16 protein-coding genes and 1 pseudogene are annotated in these 14,739 nt (G+C 56.4%); 5 read left to right on the top strand and 12 right to left on the bottom strand.

Annotation, left to right across the window (positions count from 1 at the left end):
• The 8 genes from B9Z39_RS00180 to B9Z39_RS00145 form a co-directional block, all read right to left on the bottom strand.
• Positions 1-1,011, bottom strand: a complete 1,011-nt coding sequence (locus tag B9Z39_RS00180) for an inorganic phosphate transporter (RefSeq protein WP_100147047.1) — start codon at positions 1,009-1,011, stop codon at positions 1-3.
• A gap of 13 nt (positions 1,012-1,024) precedes the next feature.
• Entirely contained in the window at positions 1,025-1,672 is a 648-nt protein-coding gene (locus B9Z39_RS00175; RefSeq protein ID WP_100147100.1) for a DUF47 domain-containing protein, read from the bottom strand.
• Positions 1,673-1,736: 64 nt separating this feature from the next.
• Entirely contained in the window at positions 1,737-2,099 is a 363-nt protein-coding gene (locus tag B9Z39_RS00170; RefSeq protein ID WP_100147048.1) for a DMT family protein, read from the bottom strand.
• A complete protein-coding gene (gene folK / locus B9Z39_RS00165) occupies positions 2,096-2,584 on the bottom strand; it encodes a 2-amino-4-hydroxy-6-hydroxymethyldihydropteridine diphosphokinase (RefSeq protein ID WP_100147049.1) in 489 nt (162 codons plus the stop codon). The genes B9Z39_RS00170 and folK overlap by 4 nt, the downstream gene beginning before the upstream one ends.
• Positions 2,585-2,596: 12 nt before the next feature.
• Positions 2,597-4,150 (bottom strand): polynucleotide adenylyltransferase PcnB, encoded by a 1,554-nt coding sequence (pcnB, locus tag B9Z39_RS00160; RefSeq protein WP_100147050.1) that lies wholly within the window; start codon positions 4,148-4,150, stop codon positions 2,597-2,599.
• Positions 4,147-4,818 carry an HAD family phosphatase gene (locus B9Z39_RS00155; protein ID WP_100147051.1) on the bottom strand — a complete coding sequence of 224 codons (672 nt, stop codon included), beginning with the start codon at positions 4,816-4,818 and terminating at the stop codon, positions 4,147-4,149. Before B9Z39_RS00155 ends, pcnB begins: the two co-directional genes overlap by 4 nt.
• Position 4,819: 1 nt before the next feature.
• Positions 4,820-5,506, bottom strand: a complete 687-nt coding sequence (gene hda / locus B9Z39_RS00150; protein ID WP_100147052.1) for a DnaA regulatory inactivator Hda — start codon at positions 5,504-5,506, stop codon at positions 4,820-4,822.
• Positions 5,507-5,512: 6 nt separating this feature from the next.
• A complete protein-coding gene (locus B9Z39_RS00145; RefSeq protein ID WP_100147053.1) occupies positions 5,513-6,586 on the bottom strand; it encodes an AI-2E family transporter in 1,074 nt (357 codons plus the stop codon).
• An 85-nt stretch (positions 6,587-6,671) separates the two neighbouring features.
• On the opposite strand from B9Z39_RS00145, the gene purM reads away from it, so the two are divergent.
• Positions 6,672-7,700 carry a phosphoribosylformylglycinamidine cyclo-ligase gene (gene purM / locus B9Z39_RS00140; RefSeq protein ID WP_108300331.1) on the top strand — a complete coding sequence of 343 codons (1,029 nt, stop codon included), beginning with the start codon at positions 6,672-6,674 and terminating at the stop codon, positions 7,698-7,700.
• 22 nt (positions 7,701-7,722) lie between these two features.
• On the opposite strand, the pseudogene B9Z39_RS00135 reads toward purM, so the two are convergent.
• Both B9Z39_RS00135 and murJ read right to left on the bottom strand, forming a co-directional pair.
• Positions 7,723-8,433, bottom strand: a pseudogene (locus B9Z39_RS00135) (SirB1 family protein); the annotation flags it as partial.
• Positions 8,434-8,447: 14 nt separating this feature from the next.
• A complete protein-coding gene (gene murJ / locus B9Z39_RS00130; RefSeq protein ID WP_369908101.1) occupies positions 8,448-10,016 on the bottom strand; it encodes a murein biosynthesis integral membrane protein MurJ in 1,569 nt (522 codons plus the stop codon).
• A gap of 114 nt (positions 10,017-10,130) precedes the next feature.
• On the opposite strand from murJ, the gene rpsT reads away from it, so the two are divergent.
• A complete protein-coding gene (gene rpsT / locus B9Z39_RS00125) occupies positions 10,131-10,430 on the top strand; it encodes a 30S ribosomal protein S20 (RefSeq protein ID WP_100147056.1) in 300 nt (99 codons plus the stop codon).
• Between the two features lie 117 nt (positions 10,431-10,547).
• On the opposite strand, the gene B9Z39_RS00120 is transcribed toward rpsT, so the two are convergent.
• On the bottom strand, positions 10,548-10,868 hold the full coding sequence (locus tag B9Z39_RS00120) for a DUF3579 domain-containing protein (RefSeq protein WP_100147057.1): 321 nt from the start codon (positions 10,866-10,868) through the stop codon (positions 10,548-10,550).
• Positions 10,869-11,086: 218 nt separating this feature from the next.
• Between B9Z39_RS00120 and B9Z39_RS00115 the strand changes: the two genes are divergently transcribed.
• The 3 genes from B9Z39_RS00115 to B9Z39_RS00105 are packed head-to-tail and all read left to right on the top strand — an operon-like array spanning position 11,087 to position 13,523.
• The gene (locus B9Z39_RS00115) at positions 11,087-12,283 is read left to right on the top strand and encodes an aspartate aminotransferase family protein (RefSeq protein WP_108300329.1); all 1,197 of its coding nucleotides are present in this window, start codon (positions 11,087-11,089) and stop codon (positions 12,281-12,283) included.
• Positions 12,280-13,212 (top strand): ornithine carbamoyltransferase, encoded by a 933-nt coding sequence (argF, locus tag B9Z39_RS00110; RefSeq protein ID WP_108300328.1) that lies wholly within the window; start codon positions 12,280-12,282, stop codon positions 13,210-13,212. Before B9Z39_RS00115 ends, argF begins: the two co-directional genes overlap by 4 nt.
• Positions 13,212-13,523, top strand: a complete 312-nt coding sequence (locus tag B9Z39_RS00105; protein ID WP_108300327.1) for a YkgJ family cysteine cluster protein — start codon at positions 13,212-13,214, stop codon at positions 13,521-13,523. The genes argF and B9Z39_RS00105 overlap by 1 nt, the downstream gene beginning before the upstream one ends.
• Here B9Z39_RS00105 and B9Z39_RS00100 read toward each other — a convergent pair.
• The gene (locus B9Z39_RS00100) at positions 13,520-14,734 is read right to left on the bottom strand and encodes an FAD-dependent oxidoreductase (protein ID WP_108300326.1); all 1,215 of its coding nucleotides are present in this window, start codon (positions 14,732-14,734) and stop codon (positions 13,520-13,522) included. The genes B9Z39_RS00105 and B9Z39_RS00100 overlap by 4 nt on opposite strands.
• Positions 14,735-14,739: the final 5 nt, after the last annotated feature.

The raw sequence follows: 14,739 nt of genomic DNA, 5'->3' as shown, positions 1-14,739 counted from the left end.
TCAGTACAGAGTGAAGCTGACCCAATACGCCACGCCTGCCACAAAGGCACTCGCAGGAATGGTCAAGATCCAAGCCCACACAATGTTGCCCGCCACGCCCCAGCGCACCGCACTGGCACGCTGAGTCGAGCCCACACCGACGATCGCACCAGTGATGGTGTGAGTAGTCGAAACAGGAATACCCAAGGCGGTGGCCAAGAACAACGTCATGGCCCCCCCTGTCTCAGCGCAAAAGCCCCCCACAGGTTTGAGTTTGGTGATTTTCTGACCCATTGTTTTGACAATGCGCCAGCCACCGAACATGGTGCCCAGACCAATGGCCGCGTAGCAACACACGATGGTCCATGTGGGCGGAGATGATTCCGCGCTGGACGCATAGCCGGTGGCCAGCAAAAGCATCCAAATAATGCCAATGGTTTTTTGCGCGTCATTGCCACCGTGACCCAAGCTGTAAGCACCCGCCGAGATCAGTTGCAAACGGCGAAACCATTTGTCCACGCGTGACGGACGAAAGCTTCTGAAAATCCAGGCCACGGCCACCATCATCAACGAGCCAAGCAAGAAACCCAGCACAGGAGACACGAAAATAAAGGCAACCGTTTTAAAGATGCCGCCTGAAATCAAGGCACTGGTGCCTGCCTTGGCGATCACAGCACCGGAAATACCGCCGATCAATGCATGCGATGAGCTGCTGGGAATGCCGTAGTACCAGGTGATGATGTTCCAAGTGATGGCGCCCAACAGCGCACCAAACACCACATGGGTGTCCACAATGCCCGGTTGAACAATGCCTTTTCCCACCGTGGCGGCCACACTGAGGTGGAAGATAAAAATTGCGACAAAGTTAAAAAAAGCGGCAAACAAAACCGCTTGAGCCGGCTTGAGCACACCGGTGGAGACCACCGTGGCAATCGAGTTAGCCGCATCGTGAAAGCCGTTCATGAAGTCAAACAGCAACGCCATCACGACCAACAAAGCGACCACCCAAAACGCAGTTTGTACGGATTCCATGGGGCGCCTGTACTCAGGAGTTTTCGAGGACGATACCCTCGATCAAATTGGCGACGTCCTCACATTTATCGGTGATGGTTTCGAGCAACTCGTAAATCGCTTTGAGTTTGATGACTTCGCGCACATCAGGCTCTTCACGAAACAGTTTGCTCATTGCGCTGCGCATCACGCGATCAGCGTCTGACTCAAGCTTGTCAATTTCTTCGCAAGTTTTGAGCGCGGCTTCAGCGGTGGCTGGGTCAGTGATTTTGTCGAGTAACTTCACCGCATGGCGCACGCGCTCGCAGCACTTCAAACTCAAATCTGTCAGACGTGAAATCTCGTCTGTCATGTGACGCACGTCATACAAAGCCATGGTTTCGGCGGAGTCTTGAATCAGGTCGGCCACATCGTCCATGGTGTTGATCAACGAGTGAATTTGCTCGCGATCAATCGGTGTGATGAAGGTTTTGTGAATCGCACGGTTGACTTCGTGGGTGACACGGTCGGCAGCGCGCTCGGCGTTGTCCACTTCTTGGTTGTATTTGTCACGCAAGATGGGATCGCTGTAGTTGGCAACCAAATTAGAAAAGGCCACCGCAGCCTCGACGATGCGGTCGGCGTGCTGGTTGAACATTTCAAAAAAATTGCCCTCTGTGGGCAACAACTTTCCAAATAGCATGCGGTACTCCTGTGAATCCAACTGCATGTGACATTTTGATGACAGGCGGAAGTGTAATCGTTGCTCACGCTTTAAAAATGAAATACACCGCCCCCACCATGCACAAACCTGCCCATAAATAGTTGAGTCTGAGTGGTTCGTTGAGGAAAAACACCGAAAACGGAACGAAGACCGCCAACGTGATCACCTCTTGCATGATTTTGAGTTGCCCCACCTGCAAACCAGCATCATGAAAGCCAATGCGATTGGCAGGAACTTGCAGCACATACTCCATCAAAGCAATGCCCCAACTCACCAAGACAGCGGTATACCAAGGTGAATTGGCCAAGCTTTTGAGATGCCCATACCAAGCAAACGTCATGAACACATTCGCAGCGATCAACAGCAAAACAGCTTGCGCAGAAAAGGAGAGAAGCGAGAAGTTCATGATGCAACGTCGTCGGGGATGCGCTCGATCGCTTGGTGTTTGACCCGCGCCAACATCGCCTCGCTCACACGCTCAGGGCAAATTTCAGCCAGTGGTAACAACACAAAAGCGCGCTCTTGCCAGCGCGGGTGCGGCAGGGTCAATGTTGGCGTCGACAACACTTGCTCGCCATGGAAGATCAAATCCAGATCCAGGGTTCTCGGCGCATTTTGATAAGGCCGCTCGCGTCCGGCTTGAAGCTCCAGGGCTTGCAAAGCTGCCAGCAAGGCCTGGGCAGAGAGTTGTGTCTCGACCAGTGCCACCGCATTGATAAAGTCTGGCCCCGTAGCCTCAAAAGGTGCTGAGCGGTACAGCGCCGAAGCCTTGAGCAGCTGACTTTGCGGCAACCGCGCCAAATCTATCAAGGCCTGTCGCACAGTCACCTGGGCGTAGCCCAGGTTGGCGCCAACTGCAATGCAAGCCGTCACGGTGGTGCCACTGCGCATAAGAACAGTGCTTTACTCGCTGGATGCTGTGCCTTCAGCACCACCCGTCGGCTTGCGACGACGACGGCGACGTTTCTTGGCCGGTGCATCAGCAGGATCTTGCTCAGCATCACCCGAGGGCGTTTCATCCGAGGCGCGAAAACGCGGGTCTTCTGCGGGCTTGTCCGCACGACGCACCGAATGCACGCGCGGAGCACGTTGTGCCTTTTGGCTCTCTAGACGTACTTGTTGCAGCAAGTCTTCGCGCGTGCTGTCATCGGCCAAGCTGAACTCTTGCCACCAGTCGGCCAATGCTTCATCGACCTCCCCCACATCAGCACGCAAGCGCATGAAATCAAAACCAGCACGGAAACGCGCTTGCTCCACCAAGCTCCAGGGGCCACTGCCCACGCGCTTTTCAAAGCGCGGTTGCATCATCCAAATCTCGCGCATGTCGGCACCAAGCTTGCCACGTCCCGAAACATCGCCAATGCGGGACTCGAACACTTCATCGATCGCATCTTGCAAGGCCGGGAACGGCGGTTGCTTGACGAGCCGCTGGGCCCATGACTCACGCACGTCCGACCACAACACGCAAGCCAACAAAAAGCTAGGGGCTACCGGCTTGCCCTCACCCACTCGACGGTCGGTATCTTGCAGCGCTGTTTTCACAAATTCTTGATCAGCGCGCTCAACCACAATATCGAGCAAGGGATAAATGCCTTTGGCCAAACCTTGCAGCTTGAGTTGCTCCACACTGGCAAGCGCATGACCCGTTTGCAAAAGTTTGAGCATCTCATCAAACAAACGGCTTTGTGGCACATCCGCCAACAACTTCACCGCGCGTTTCAAAGGCGCAGCCGTCTTCGCCTCCATCTTGAAACCCAAAGCTGACAGTTTGGCGGCAAAACGTACGGCACGAATGATGCGTACAGGGTCTTCGCGGTAACGCATGGCGGGGTCACCAATCATGCGCAAAACTTTTTTCTTAGCGTCGGCAATGCCGCCGTGGTAATCGATCACGTTGCCCGTTTCTGGGTCGTAATACATGGCGTTGATGGTGAAGTCACGGCGTGCGGCATCTTCGTCTTGTGGGCCCCACACGTTGTCGCGCAACACACGGCCACTGGCATCGACGGCGTGCTTCATGCCGGCCAGCTCTTGCTTGCTGCTGCGCTCGTTGCCTTTGACTTGGCTTGCATCAGCACTGTCCAAATGGGCACGGAAGGTCGACACCTCAATCACTTCATGTTCGCGTCCGCGGCCATAGACGACGTGAACAATGCGAAAGCGTCGTCCAATGATGAAGGCCCGACGAAATGCCGCCTTGACTTGTTCGGGTGTGGCGTCAGTGGCAACGTCGAAATCTTTGGGCTTGAGACCCAGGAGCAGATCACGCACAGCACCACCGACGATGTAAGCTTCAAAACCACGGTCTTGCAGGGTGCGCACCACATTGAGTGCCCGCTCATCGACCCAGTCGACATTGATGCCATGCACCTTGGCTGGCACCACATGGCGCTTACCCAGTGAGGGCTTGCTGCTGGTGGTTTTGCCCATCAGCTTATTGATGAATTGTTTGATCATTGTTGAGAGAAGAGTTCCAAGATCGGCCACCCCTGTTCAAGAGCAGTGGCTCGCAGTTTGGCGTCTGGATTGGTGGCCACCGGATGGTTGACGCGTTTGAGCAAGGGCAAGTCGTTGCTGGAGTCGCTATAAAACGTGCTGTCCACATCACGCCAATCCAAGCCTTGTGCTTGTAGCCATTGTTGCAGACGTTGCACCTTGCCCTCGCGGATGGAAGGCACGCCGTTGATTTCGCCGGTGAACCACCCATCAGCACCACGGGTCAGCTCAACGGCAATCAGCTCACGCACACCCAACGCCTCGGCAATCGGTCGCGTGACGAATTCATTGGTGGCTGTGATGATGACCAGACGATCCCCCGCTTCACGATGTTTGTCTATCAACGCAAGGGCTTCTGTACGAATGGCAGGCATGACCACCTCTTGCATGAAACGCGCATGGGCGCGTGCAGCTTTGTCGGGGCCTTGCAGACGAAACGCCTCGGTGGCGAAACGCACGTAATCATGGATATCCAAAGTACCGGCCTGGTAATGGGCGTAAAACTCGTCGTTCTTGGCCGCGAACTCGACAGGATCTGTCCATCCCAAGGCAATGGTGAATTCACCCCAGGCGTAATCCGAGTCAATCGGCAGCAAGGTGTGATCCAGATCAAACAACGCAAGTTTCATGTCAAAGGTTCTCAAGCATCGATTTCAGCAAAGGGATGGTGATGGCGCGTTGTGTTTGCAAAGCATAGCCATCGAGTTGATCAAGCAACTGAATCAAGCTGCCCAGATCACGACTGAAGCGGTTCAGCATGAAGTCCATGACCTCGTCGCTCAAAAAAATACCGCGCTCATCAGCCTGCTGACGCAGCACCGCACGCCGCTCGGATTCGCTGAGCACTTGCAACTGATAGATATGCCCCCAGCCCAGACGGGTGCGCAAATCTTCACGCAAATGCAAATCACTGGGCGGCACCAATCCGGCAGCCAAAACCCAGCGCTGCTGTCCATCGTGAGGCGTCATGGCGTTGACAAACCAATTGAACGCTGCATGTTGCTGTACAGCTGTGTACAAATGCACATCGTCCAGCACAATCACCCGCCAACGGTCATCAAACACAGCAGGGTCAAGCTGAGAAGCATCCATCCACCCCACAAGACACCCCTGCTCACGCAAAGCCGCTTGCACCCCGCGCAGCAAATGGGTCTTGCCACTGCCCGACTCACCCCACAGGTAGCTGGGCACAGGCGAGCGCTTGTCATTGCCAACCCAGAGTTGCAAATGCTGCAAAACCGCCAAATTGGGGCCTGCCAAGAAGTTGTGCAAGCTAGGGCCGGGGGCCAAGCCAATGTCGAGTGCGATTTGCTTCATGCCCGCTCAAGCACCTCGGTACAAGGCACTCGCCTGGTATTGGCGGCGTATGCGTCGAATCGCCACCAGCAACACAGCGCTAGCGGGTAACGCCACCAGAACCCCCAAGAAACCGAACAACTGCGCAAAGGCCATCAACGCAAAAATGACATGCAAGGGGTGCAGGCCAATGCGCTCGCCCACCAAACGCGGGGTCAGGACAAAACTCTCAAGCAACTGCCCCACGCCATAAACCAACGCCACCATCCACGCAGTTTCAGCTGGCGTCATTTGCAACAACCCCGCAAGCAATGCCAGACACAAACCCAAACCAAAACCCACATAAGGCACGAAGACGGCCAGCCCCGTGAACACACCGATCGGCCACGCCAACTCCAAACCAAACCACCACAACGCCAGGCCGTAATAAAAAGCCAGCACGAACATGACCGACAACTGGCCTCTGAGGTACTGCCCCAGCACCAAGTCAGCCTCAGCCATAAAGCTGTCGTAGGCACTGCGCATGGGCAAGGGCACCAAGGCCTCGACATGGCGCACAAAACGACGCCAATCTAAAAGCAAGTAAAACAACACCACGGGCACCAGCACCATATTGCCCACCACCGCCAGAGCCACACTGCCGCCGATACGCAACGAGGCCAGTGCTTGCTTGAACCCATCTTCAAACGAGGTGTTGAAATTTTTCAAGACAAAGGTTTTGAGGCTGGCAGCATCCAATTTGACCGACACCCCCAAGCTCTGCAACCAAGGGTTCACAAAGGCTTGGCCACGCTCGATCAGCGCTGGTAACTGTTCGCGCATACGCGGTATCTCGTTGGCCAAGATGGGCAGCAGCAACATCAGCAGCGCCAGCACCACCAATACAAAAACCGCCTCAACCAGCAACACACAAGCCACGCGGGGCAAGTACCCCCCTGCGGCACGCTCAAGTCCACGCACCAAGGGATTCAGCGCATAAGCCAACACCCCAGCCACTACAAATGGCATCAACACGGGCCCTAACAACCACAACAGCAGTGTCACCAATGCAGCGATGGCAACCCAGGCCAGGGTTTGTTGTTGTGCGGAAGTGAATTGCATACAGCGGGTAGAGGATGGGCTTTAAAATTGCACCTTGATTCTATCGGCGCGCACCTTCTGGCGCGCCACAGCACCCTCACCCACAATGAATAAACCCCTTTCTTATAAAGATGCTGGCGTCGATATTGACGCTGGTGATGCCTTGGTCGAACGCATCAAGCCTCTGGCTAAAAAAACCATGCGCGAGGGCGTGCTGGCCGGTATCGGGGGGTTTGGCGCATTGTTCGAAGTGCCAAAGCGCTACAAAGAGCCTGTATTGGTGAGCGGTACCGATGGCGTAGGCACCAAGCTGCGGCTGGCATTCGAGTGGCAAATGCACGATACCGTGGGCATTGACTTGGTGGCCATGAGTGTCAACGACGTGTTGGTTCAAGGCGCAGAACCTTTGTTCTTTTTAGACTACTTTGCATGCGGCAAATTGGATGTCGACACGGCAGCCGCCGTGGTGGGGGGCATCGCTAAAGGCTGTGAGTTGTCTGGTTGTGCACTGATTGGTGGCGAAACCGCTGAAATGCCTGGCATGTACCCCGATGGCGAATACGACTTGGCTGGTTTTGCGGTGGGTGCAGTCGAAAAATCCAAAATTCTGACTGGCCAAAACGTGCAAGTGGGTGACGTTGTGCTGGGTTTGGCTTCAGCAGGCGTGCACTCCAACGGTTTTTCTCTGGTCCGTAAAGTGATTGAGCGTGCGGGTCACAACACGCCTGCCACCCTGGATGGACAGCCGTTCAAACAAGCCATCATGGCCCCCACTCGCCTGTATGTGAAAAGCGTGCTTGCTGCCTTGGCCACACAACCGATCAAGGCCTTGGCCCACATCACCGGCGGCGGCTTGCTGGAAAACATCCCGCGCGTTCTGCCCGAAGGCTTGGCCGCACACCTGCGCAAAGGTAGCTGGCCACAAACCGAACTGTTTGCCTGGCTGCAAGCCACCGCAGGCATTGATGACATCGAAATGAACCGCACCTTCAACAATGGCATTGGCATGGTGGTCGTGGTTGACGCAGCCAATGCCCAAGCGTGCGCCGAGGTCTTGCGCGCGCAAGGCGAACAGGTGCACACCATCGGCGTCATCGCTGAGCGCGGCGATGGTGCGGCTGTGGTGGTGGCCTAAAGCCCGATCAGGGCAATTTGCTGGCCTGGGGCAGCAACACACCCAAGCGTTTTTTCACCCACCCACGACGCACCACGTCACCGTGGGTGATGTAAATTTCATCCAAGTTGCGCAACATACGCGCCACAATTTCGCGGGGTGTTGCAGGCCTCAAGTAATGCTTGAGCAAGGCATCTGAAACATCGCCATCGCGCACCAGACCAGTTTCAGCATGCAAAGGCGCCAAACGCTCCGACAAGTCCTCTTTGCTCAACGATTGCCCCGTGAACGGATCCATCACCACCTGCCCCTCGTGCGGGAAGGGCAATTTGACTTTGAGCAAAAAATGGCCTGGAAAACTCACCCCCGAAGCATCCAAACCTAAACCCAAAGCCAGCTCCAACCAAATCACCGCCAAGCTGATGGGAATGCCACGACGGGTGTGCAGCACCGTGTGAACAAAGCTGTTGTCGGGATCGTAGTAATTGTTCAAATTACCGGCAAAGCCCAAATCATCGAAAAAGAAACTGTTGAGCAAGCGCAATTTGTGCAAACCACCAGCGTCTGGCGGTAAACGACGTTTGATGCGCTCGCCCAATTGATCCACCTGCTCCAGCACATGCTGGATGTCGAGATCCGGGTACTCGTCTTGCGCCAAGCTGGTGGCCGCTTCGAGCAAGGGAAAATGTTCGTCGCTTTGAACCAGGGCCGCAAAATACTGCAGCGCGGTGGGAATTTCGAGTTTGAAATCCATGCCCTGACATCTCCTTATCGGCGCAACAGCGCACGCAGTTTCAAGCCCACAATGGCCAAGCAAGCGAAGTACAGCAACGCGCTGAGCATCAACACACCCGCCATCACCAACACACGCAACCAAGGCGTGGCGTGTAACAGTGTCCAGTCCCAATGCTGCGATGACCAAAATAACCAGCACCCCAACACCGCGCTACTGCCCACCACCTGCAAGACCAAGCGCCACCAACCGTGACAAGGCCTGTACGTGCCTGCCTTGCGCAAGCCCCAAAGCAGCCACGTCGCATTGACCAAAGCCCCCAAGCCAATCGACAGAGCCAAACCCGCATGTGCCAGATAAGGCACCAACATCAAATTAAACAACTGAGTGATGATCAGCACTGCGATGGCAATGCGCACCGGGGTGCGAATGTCCTGGCTGGCGTAATAACCTGGCGCCAGCACCTTGATCGCCACCAAACCAAGCAACCCCACGCCATAGCCCATCAAAGCCAACGTGGTTTGTTGCACATCGTGGGCACTGAATGCCCCATAGTTGTAAAGCACTGCTACCAAAGGCAGCGAGAAAACCAACAAAGCCACCGCGCAAGGCACAGCCAGAACAACCACCAAACGCAGGCCCCAGTCGAGCATGTCGGAGTACTGGACGGTATTGTTTGCCGCTTTGGCGGCTGATAACTGGGGCATCAGCACCACGCCCAAAGCCACGCCCAGCAAAGCGGTAGGAAACTCCATCAACCGGTCTGCGTAGCTGAGCCAGCTGACACTGCCGGGTGTGAGGTGCGAAGCAATCTGGGTGTTGATCAGCAAAGAAATTTGTGCCACACCCACCCCCAACAAAGCGGGTGCCATGAGTCGCAAGATGCGTTTAGGTCCCTCGGCAGACCAAGCCTCGCGCACAGCGCGCCAGCCCATGCCAATGCGGGGCAACAAGCCAAGTCGGCGCAAAGCCACCAACTGCATCGTGAGTTGCAACAAGCCACCCAGGATCACACCAGCAGCCAACACATAAATGGGCGGCAAACCCCACACCGCCAGCCAAGGCCCGCCCCACCATGCGGCCGCAATCATGGACACATTCAACAGCACCGGTGTGGCCGCAGGAACCGCAAAACGTCTCCAGGTATTGAGCACCCCCGCAGCCAAAGCCACCAAAGACATGAATGCGATGTAGGGGAACATCCAGCGCGTCATCACGACCGCCACATCGAAACCCTGGGGCGACTGCTGCAAACCACTGGCCATCACCCAGACCAAACCAGGAGCAGCCACGACGCCCAACACACTGACCCACAACAGCACCCACAAGAGCAAAGTCGCCACTTGGTTGATCAATACGTGGGTCGCATCATCACCATGCTGCTGCCTGCTGGCAGCCAGCACCGGCACAAAAGCTTGACTGAATGCGCCTTCAGCAAACAAACGGCGAAACAAATTTGGAATACGAAATGCCACATTGAAGGCATCGGTCAGTGCGTTGGCACCAAATATGGAAGCAATCAACAACTCGCGCATCAACCCTGTGATGCGGGAAACCAGGGTCAGGCCTGAAACGATGGAGGCAGATTTGAACAAAGACACCATCACAGTGTAGCGAGACGCTGGCTGTCGAATCGGGAAAGCATTCGTGATGTACAGGGGGTTTGATATACTTGCGGGCTTTGCTGCATCATCCTCAAACCTTAAGGAACTCTCACCATGGCATCAGCCAAACCCAAGAAAAAGAACCCACGCCTGGCGTCGGGTCGTAAACGCGTCCGTCAGGACATCAAAATCAACGCCGCGAACACCTCGCTGCGCTCCAAATACCGTACTGCTGTGAAGAACGTCGAAAAAGCTGTTCTGGCAGGCGACAAGACCAAAGCCACCGAACTGTTTGCCAAAATGCAAGCTGTGGTGGACACAGTGGCCGACAAAGGCATCTTCCACAAAAACAAAGCTGCTCGCGACAAGAGCCGCCTCTCTACCAAGGTCAAGGCCTTGGTTACCGCCGCCTGATAAATCAGGCAAACAGCCCGGTCTGAATTGTCAGACCGCCGTTTGTAACGGGTGCGCTGCAGCAAAGCAAAAACCGCTCTCAGGAGCGGTTTTTTGTTGTCTGGTCAAACACAAACATCAAGGTTTTAGGGGAACGTCTGGCAGCAAGCAGGCTTCCACCACTTGCAGGCCATTGTCCTTGGCAAAGTTCATCACGAAATCCCAAGCCATGGGCTCGTCATCACGCAAATCGGTGTGAACGATCACACATTTGTTGCCATCCAGCGTGTTGGGCACACACCAGGGCGAATAACTCAAATGGCTACCGGGCACAGCCCCACCAGGTCTGAACTGGCTCATCACACCCGCCAAACGCTCGGCCCAGTCACTGGGTCGGAACGTCCTTCCGTCTTGGGTAATCCCTAAGATAAAAACTTCTTTGGCGGAGTGAGAAACCATCGGGTAGAGGCTGAAAACAGGGTCTTGGTGACTGGGGATCAGCCCGTGTCACCGGGGTTACAACTATTCTATCTTATATAAGACTTGTGACGATTCAATGTCTCGGCAGCCAGGTAAGCGCCGAACGCAAACTACATCGAACAACCGTCACACAGCACCCTCTAAAATCGCGTTTCAACGGCTCAACCTTCGTTGGGTCGTTTTCATTTGGAGAAACCATGACCACGTCTGCTGCATCGCCCCACACCATGAACACCTATGGCCGCCTTCCTGTGGCCCTGTCACATGGCCGAGGCTTGCGCGTGTGGGACACGGATGGCAAATGCTATTTGGATGCGTTGGCAGGCATTGCCGTCAACACCTTGGGCCACGCTCACCCTAAGCTCACGCCAGCCTTGCAAGACCAAATTGGCAAGATCATCCACAGCTGCAATTACTACCATATCCCCAACCAAGAGGCCTTGGCGGCCAAGCTGGTTGAGCTCTCGGGCATGACCAATGTGTTTTTTTGTAACAGCGGCCTGGAGGCCAACGAAGCAGCGCTCAAATTGGCACGCAAGTTCGGTCACAACAAAGGTATTGAAAAACCCGAAATCGTGGTCTACGAAAAAGCCTTCCACGGCCGCTCGCTCGCCACATTGGCGGCAACTGGCAACGAAAAGATCAAAGAAGGCTTTGGCCCCATGATGGAGGGCTTCATCCGCGTCCCTGTCAACGACATCGAAGCGCTGAAAAAAGCCACCCAAGGCAATCCCAATGTGGCCGCGGTGTTTTTTGAAACCATCCAGGGCGAAGGCGGCATCCAGCCCATGTTTGCGCAGTACCTGAAAGAAGTTCGCCAGTTGTGTGACGAGCACGATTGGCTGCTGATGATTGACGAAGTGCAATGCGGCATGGGCCGTACTGGCAAATGGTTTGCCCATCAATGGGCGGGCATCGTGCCAGACGTCATGCCGCTGGCCAAAGGCCTGGGCTCGGGTGTGCCCATTGGTGCCGTGGTGGCGGGACCTAAAGCAGCCCACATCTTTCAACCCGGCAACCACGGCACCACCTTCGGTGGCAACCCGCTGGCCATGCGTGCGGGTGTGGAGACCATCCGCATCATGGAAGAAGATGGCTTGCTGGAAAACGCAGCAAAAGTGGGCGCACATCTGCGTGCAGCCCTACAGCGCGAATTAGGCGACCTACCTGGCGTCAAAGAAATTCGCGGCCAAGGCCTGATGCTGGGCATTGAACTGACACGTCCCTGTGGCGCACTGATGCAACGCGCACTCGACGCAGGCTTGCTGCTGAGCGTCACTGCCGACAGCGTGATCCGTTTGGTGCCCCCCTTGATCATCACCCCCGAAGAGGCGGACGAAGTGGTGGCTATCTTGGCTCCTCTGGTGAAAACATTTTTAGCCGAACCTGTATGAAGCACTACCTGCAATTCACCGATCTCTCCGTCGACGAGTACGCCTATGTGTTCACACGTGCAGCGCTGATCAAAAAGAAGTTCAAGGCCTACGAAAAACACCACACACTGGCAGACCGCACGCTGGCGATGATTTTCGAAAAAGCATCCACCCGCACGCGCGTGAGTTTTGAAGCCGGCATGTACCAGCTCGGCGGTTCGGTGGTGCACTTGACCACGGGCGACAGCCAGTTGGGACGCTCAGAACCCATTGAAGACAGCGCCAAAGTCATCAGCCGCATGGTCGACCTGGTGATGATTCGCACCTACGGACAAGACAAGATCAACAGCTTTGCCGCCAACTCGCGCGTGCCTGTGATCAATGGTTTGACCAACGAATTTCACCCTTGCCAAATCATGGCCGACTTGCTCACCTTCATTGAGCACCGGGGGGACGTGAGCCATCCCCTGGATTGCCTCAAAGGCAAGGTGGTGGCCTGGGTGGGCGACGGCAACAACATGGCCAACACTTGGCTGCAAGCCGCTGACTTACTGGGCTTTACCGTTCACGTCAGCACACCCACCGGCTATGAGGTGGACCCCGCCATTGCAGGCCTGATGACCCACAGCGAGTGTTTCAAGGTCTTCGCCGATCCGATGCACGCCTGCCAAGACGCAGACTTGGTGACCACCGATGTCTGGACCAGCATGGGCTACGAGGCCGAAAACGAAGCACGCCAACGTGCTTTTGCCGACTGGTGTGTCGATGCCGACATGATGGCGGTGGCCCAACCCAACGCCTTGTTCATGCACTGCTTGCCGGCGCACCGTGGCGAAGAGGTCAGCGCCGATGTGATCGACGGCGACCAATCGGTGGTGTGGGACGAAGCCGAAAACCGCATGCACGTCCAAAAAGCCTTGATGGAGTATTTGCTGCTCGGTCGCCAGTGATGTCTGCGTGTACTTCGTGCGGCGCCTGTTGCGCCAGCTTTCGGGTTGACTTCTCGGTGTTCGAGCGCGATGACCACGGTGGCGAAGTACCCACTGGCTTGGCTTTGGACTTGACCAATACCTTATGCCGCATGCGCGGCACCGACCACTCACCGCCGCGCTGCGCTGCGCTCATGGGCGCCATTGGCCAAAAAGCCACCTGTGGCATTTACGAGTGGCGTCCATCGCCTTGTCGTGAGTTTGAAGAAGGCAGTGATGCCTGCGAACAGGCACGTCGTCGCCACCACCTGCCCCCGCTCAACGTGTCCTAAGCCCCTTGGCGATACCCGTACAGCCAGGGCATATCCATCAAGCGTGCGCCCAGCATGCGTAAGCCCGCATCACGCGCCCATTGCACCGGTCCGGTGGCATGGAAAACGTCCCCATTGCGAATGGCACGTGCTTGCACCTGGGCGTTACGCTGCCAGCGGGCCTGCGCAAATGCATTCAGGCGCATTGGCACGTCGCGACCTGCCTGTGCCATCCACTGATGACCCAACTCTGCCGCATCCTCAATGGCCATGCCTGCTCCCTGCGCCAAATAGGGCCGCATCGGGTGGGCCGCATCCCCCACCAACACAGCACGGCCCTGCACATGCTCGTGAGCAGTGCGCATGGGCACACGGTCACACAGCGGCCACAGGCGCCACTCACCACAAGCGTCGACCAGAGCATGCAAGGTCGGGCAAGCGCCTGTTAACGCCGCTTGTAAATCGGCGCGGGTAGCCGCGGCTGTCTTGCGCAAGTTCCAGCCCTGCAGTTCTTGCACAGCCACCCCTTCAAGCTGCCCCTCGGTGAGACACACCACATTGAGCCATTCACCGCCACACACCGGGTACTGAACCACATGCACACGAGGGCCCATCCACACCGTCACATCTTGCGTGCGCAAATGAACAGGCAAGTCTGACTGAGCCACCAACGCCCGATAGGCCAAATGCCCCGTCATAAGGGGCGCACCATCACGGAGTAACTGTTGGCGCAAGACACTCCACACCCCATCGGCCACCACCAGTGCATCGGCACGCTCAGTCAACTCACTGCCTTGGTGGGCCAGTGCCACAGCAACGGCATCCCCCAGGTTCTGCACATCCTGAACGTGTGCATCGCATCGCACCGCCACACCCTGCGCTTGGGCAGCCTGCAACAAAAGTGTTTGCAAATCAGCACGGTGAATGGTGACGTAGGGCGCGCCGTAGCGTGCCGTCATATCGCGCAAAGACAACGTGGCCAACAGCTCGCCTGACAACGCACTGCGCGCGTGCAAGCCGGCAGGAAATGCGGCCACCGATTCAAGCCCAGAAGACAAGCCCCAGGCGCCAAGGATGCGCGTGACATTGGGCCCCAATTGCACCCCTGCGCCGACTTCCGTGAGAGCGGGTGCACGCTCCAACACGCGAACCACCGCACCCGCACGGGCCAGGCCCAAGCCACTCGCCAGCCCGCCAATGCCCCCGCCTGCAATCAACACTGTTTCTGTCATTTTTG

Source organism: Limnohabitans sp. JirII-29 (assembly GCF_003063395.1).
Taxonomy (GTDB): Bacteria; Pseudomonadota; Gammaproteobacteria; order Burkholderiales; family Burkholderiaceae_C; genus Limnohabitans.
The sequence above is the reverse complement of the archived record's forward strand: the minus strand, read 5'-3'. Positions and strand labels throughout refer to the sequence as shown.

Excerpts from the sequence above, each read along its gene's own strand:
- B9Z39_RS00180 (WP_100147047.1), bottom strand. The coding sequence starts at position 1,011 with ATGGAATCCGTACAAACTGCGTTTTGGGTGGTCGCTTTGTTGGTCGTG.
- B9Z39_RS00175 (WP_100147100.1), bottom strand. The coding sequence starts at position 1,672 with ATGCTATTTGGAAAGTTGTTGCCCACAGAGGGCAATTTTTTTGAAATG.
- B9Z39_RS00170 (WP_100147048.1), bottom strand. The coding sequence starts at position 2,099 with ATGAACTTCTCGCTTCTCTCCTTTTCTGCGCAAGCTGTTTTGCTGTTG.
- folK (WP_100147049.1), bottom strand. The coding sequence starts at position 2,584 with ATGCGCAGTGGCACCACCGTGACGGCTTGCATTGCAGTTGGCGCCAAC.
- pcnB (WP_100147050.1), bottom strand. The coding sequence starts at position 4,150 with ATGATCAAACAATTCATCAATAAGCTGATGGGCAAAACCACCAGCAGC.
- B9Z39_RS00155 (WP_100147051.1), bottom strand. The coding sequence starts at position 4,818 with ATGAAACTTGCGTTGTTTGATCTGGATCACACCTTGCTGCCGATTGAC.
- hda (WP_100147052.1), bottom strand. The coding sequence starts at position 5,506 with ATGAAGCAAATCGCACTCGACATTGGCTTGGCCCCCGGCCCTAGCTTG.
- B9Z39_RS00145 (WP_100147053.1), bottom strand. The coding sequence starts at position 6,586 with ATGCAATTCACTTCCGCACAACAACAAACCCTGGCCTGGGTTGCCATC.
- purM (WP_108300331.1), top strand. The coding sequence starts at position 6,672 with ATGAATAAACCCCTTTCTTATAAAGATGCTGGCGTCGATATTGACGCT.
- murJ (WP_369908101.1), bottom strand. The coding sequence starts at position 10,016 with ATGGTGTCTTTGTTCAAATCTGCCTCCATCGTTTCAGGCCTGACCCTG.
- rpsT (WP_100147056.1), top strand. The coding sequence starts at position 10,131 with ATGGCATCAGCCAAACCCAAGAAAAAGAACCCACGCCTGGCGTCGGGT.
- B9Z39_RS00120 (WP_100147057.1), bottom strand. The coding sequence starts at position 10,868 with ATGGTTTCTCACTCCGCCAAAGAAGTTTTTATCTTAGGGATTACCCAA.
- B9Z39_RS00115 (WP_108300329.1), top strand. The coding sequence starts at position 11,087 with ATGACCACGTCTGCTGCATCGCCCCACACCATGAACACCTATGGCCGC.
- argF (WP_108300328.1), top strand. The coding sequence starts at position 12,280 with ATGAAGCACTACCTGCAATTCACCGATCTCTCCGTCGACGAGTACGCC.
- B9Z39_RS00105 (WP_108300327.1), top strand. The coding sequence starts at position 13,212 with ATGTCTGCGTGTACTTCGTGCGGCGCCTGTTGCGCCAGCTTTCGGGTT.
- B9Z39_RS00100 (WP_108300326.1), bottom strand. The coding sequence starts at position 14,734 with ATGACAGAAACAGTGTTGATTGCAGGCGGGGGCATTGGCGGGCTGGCG.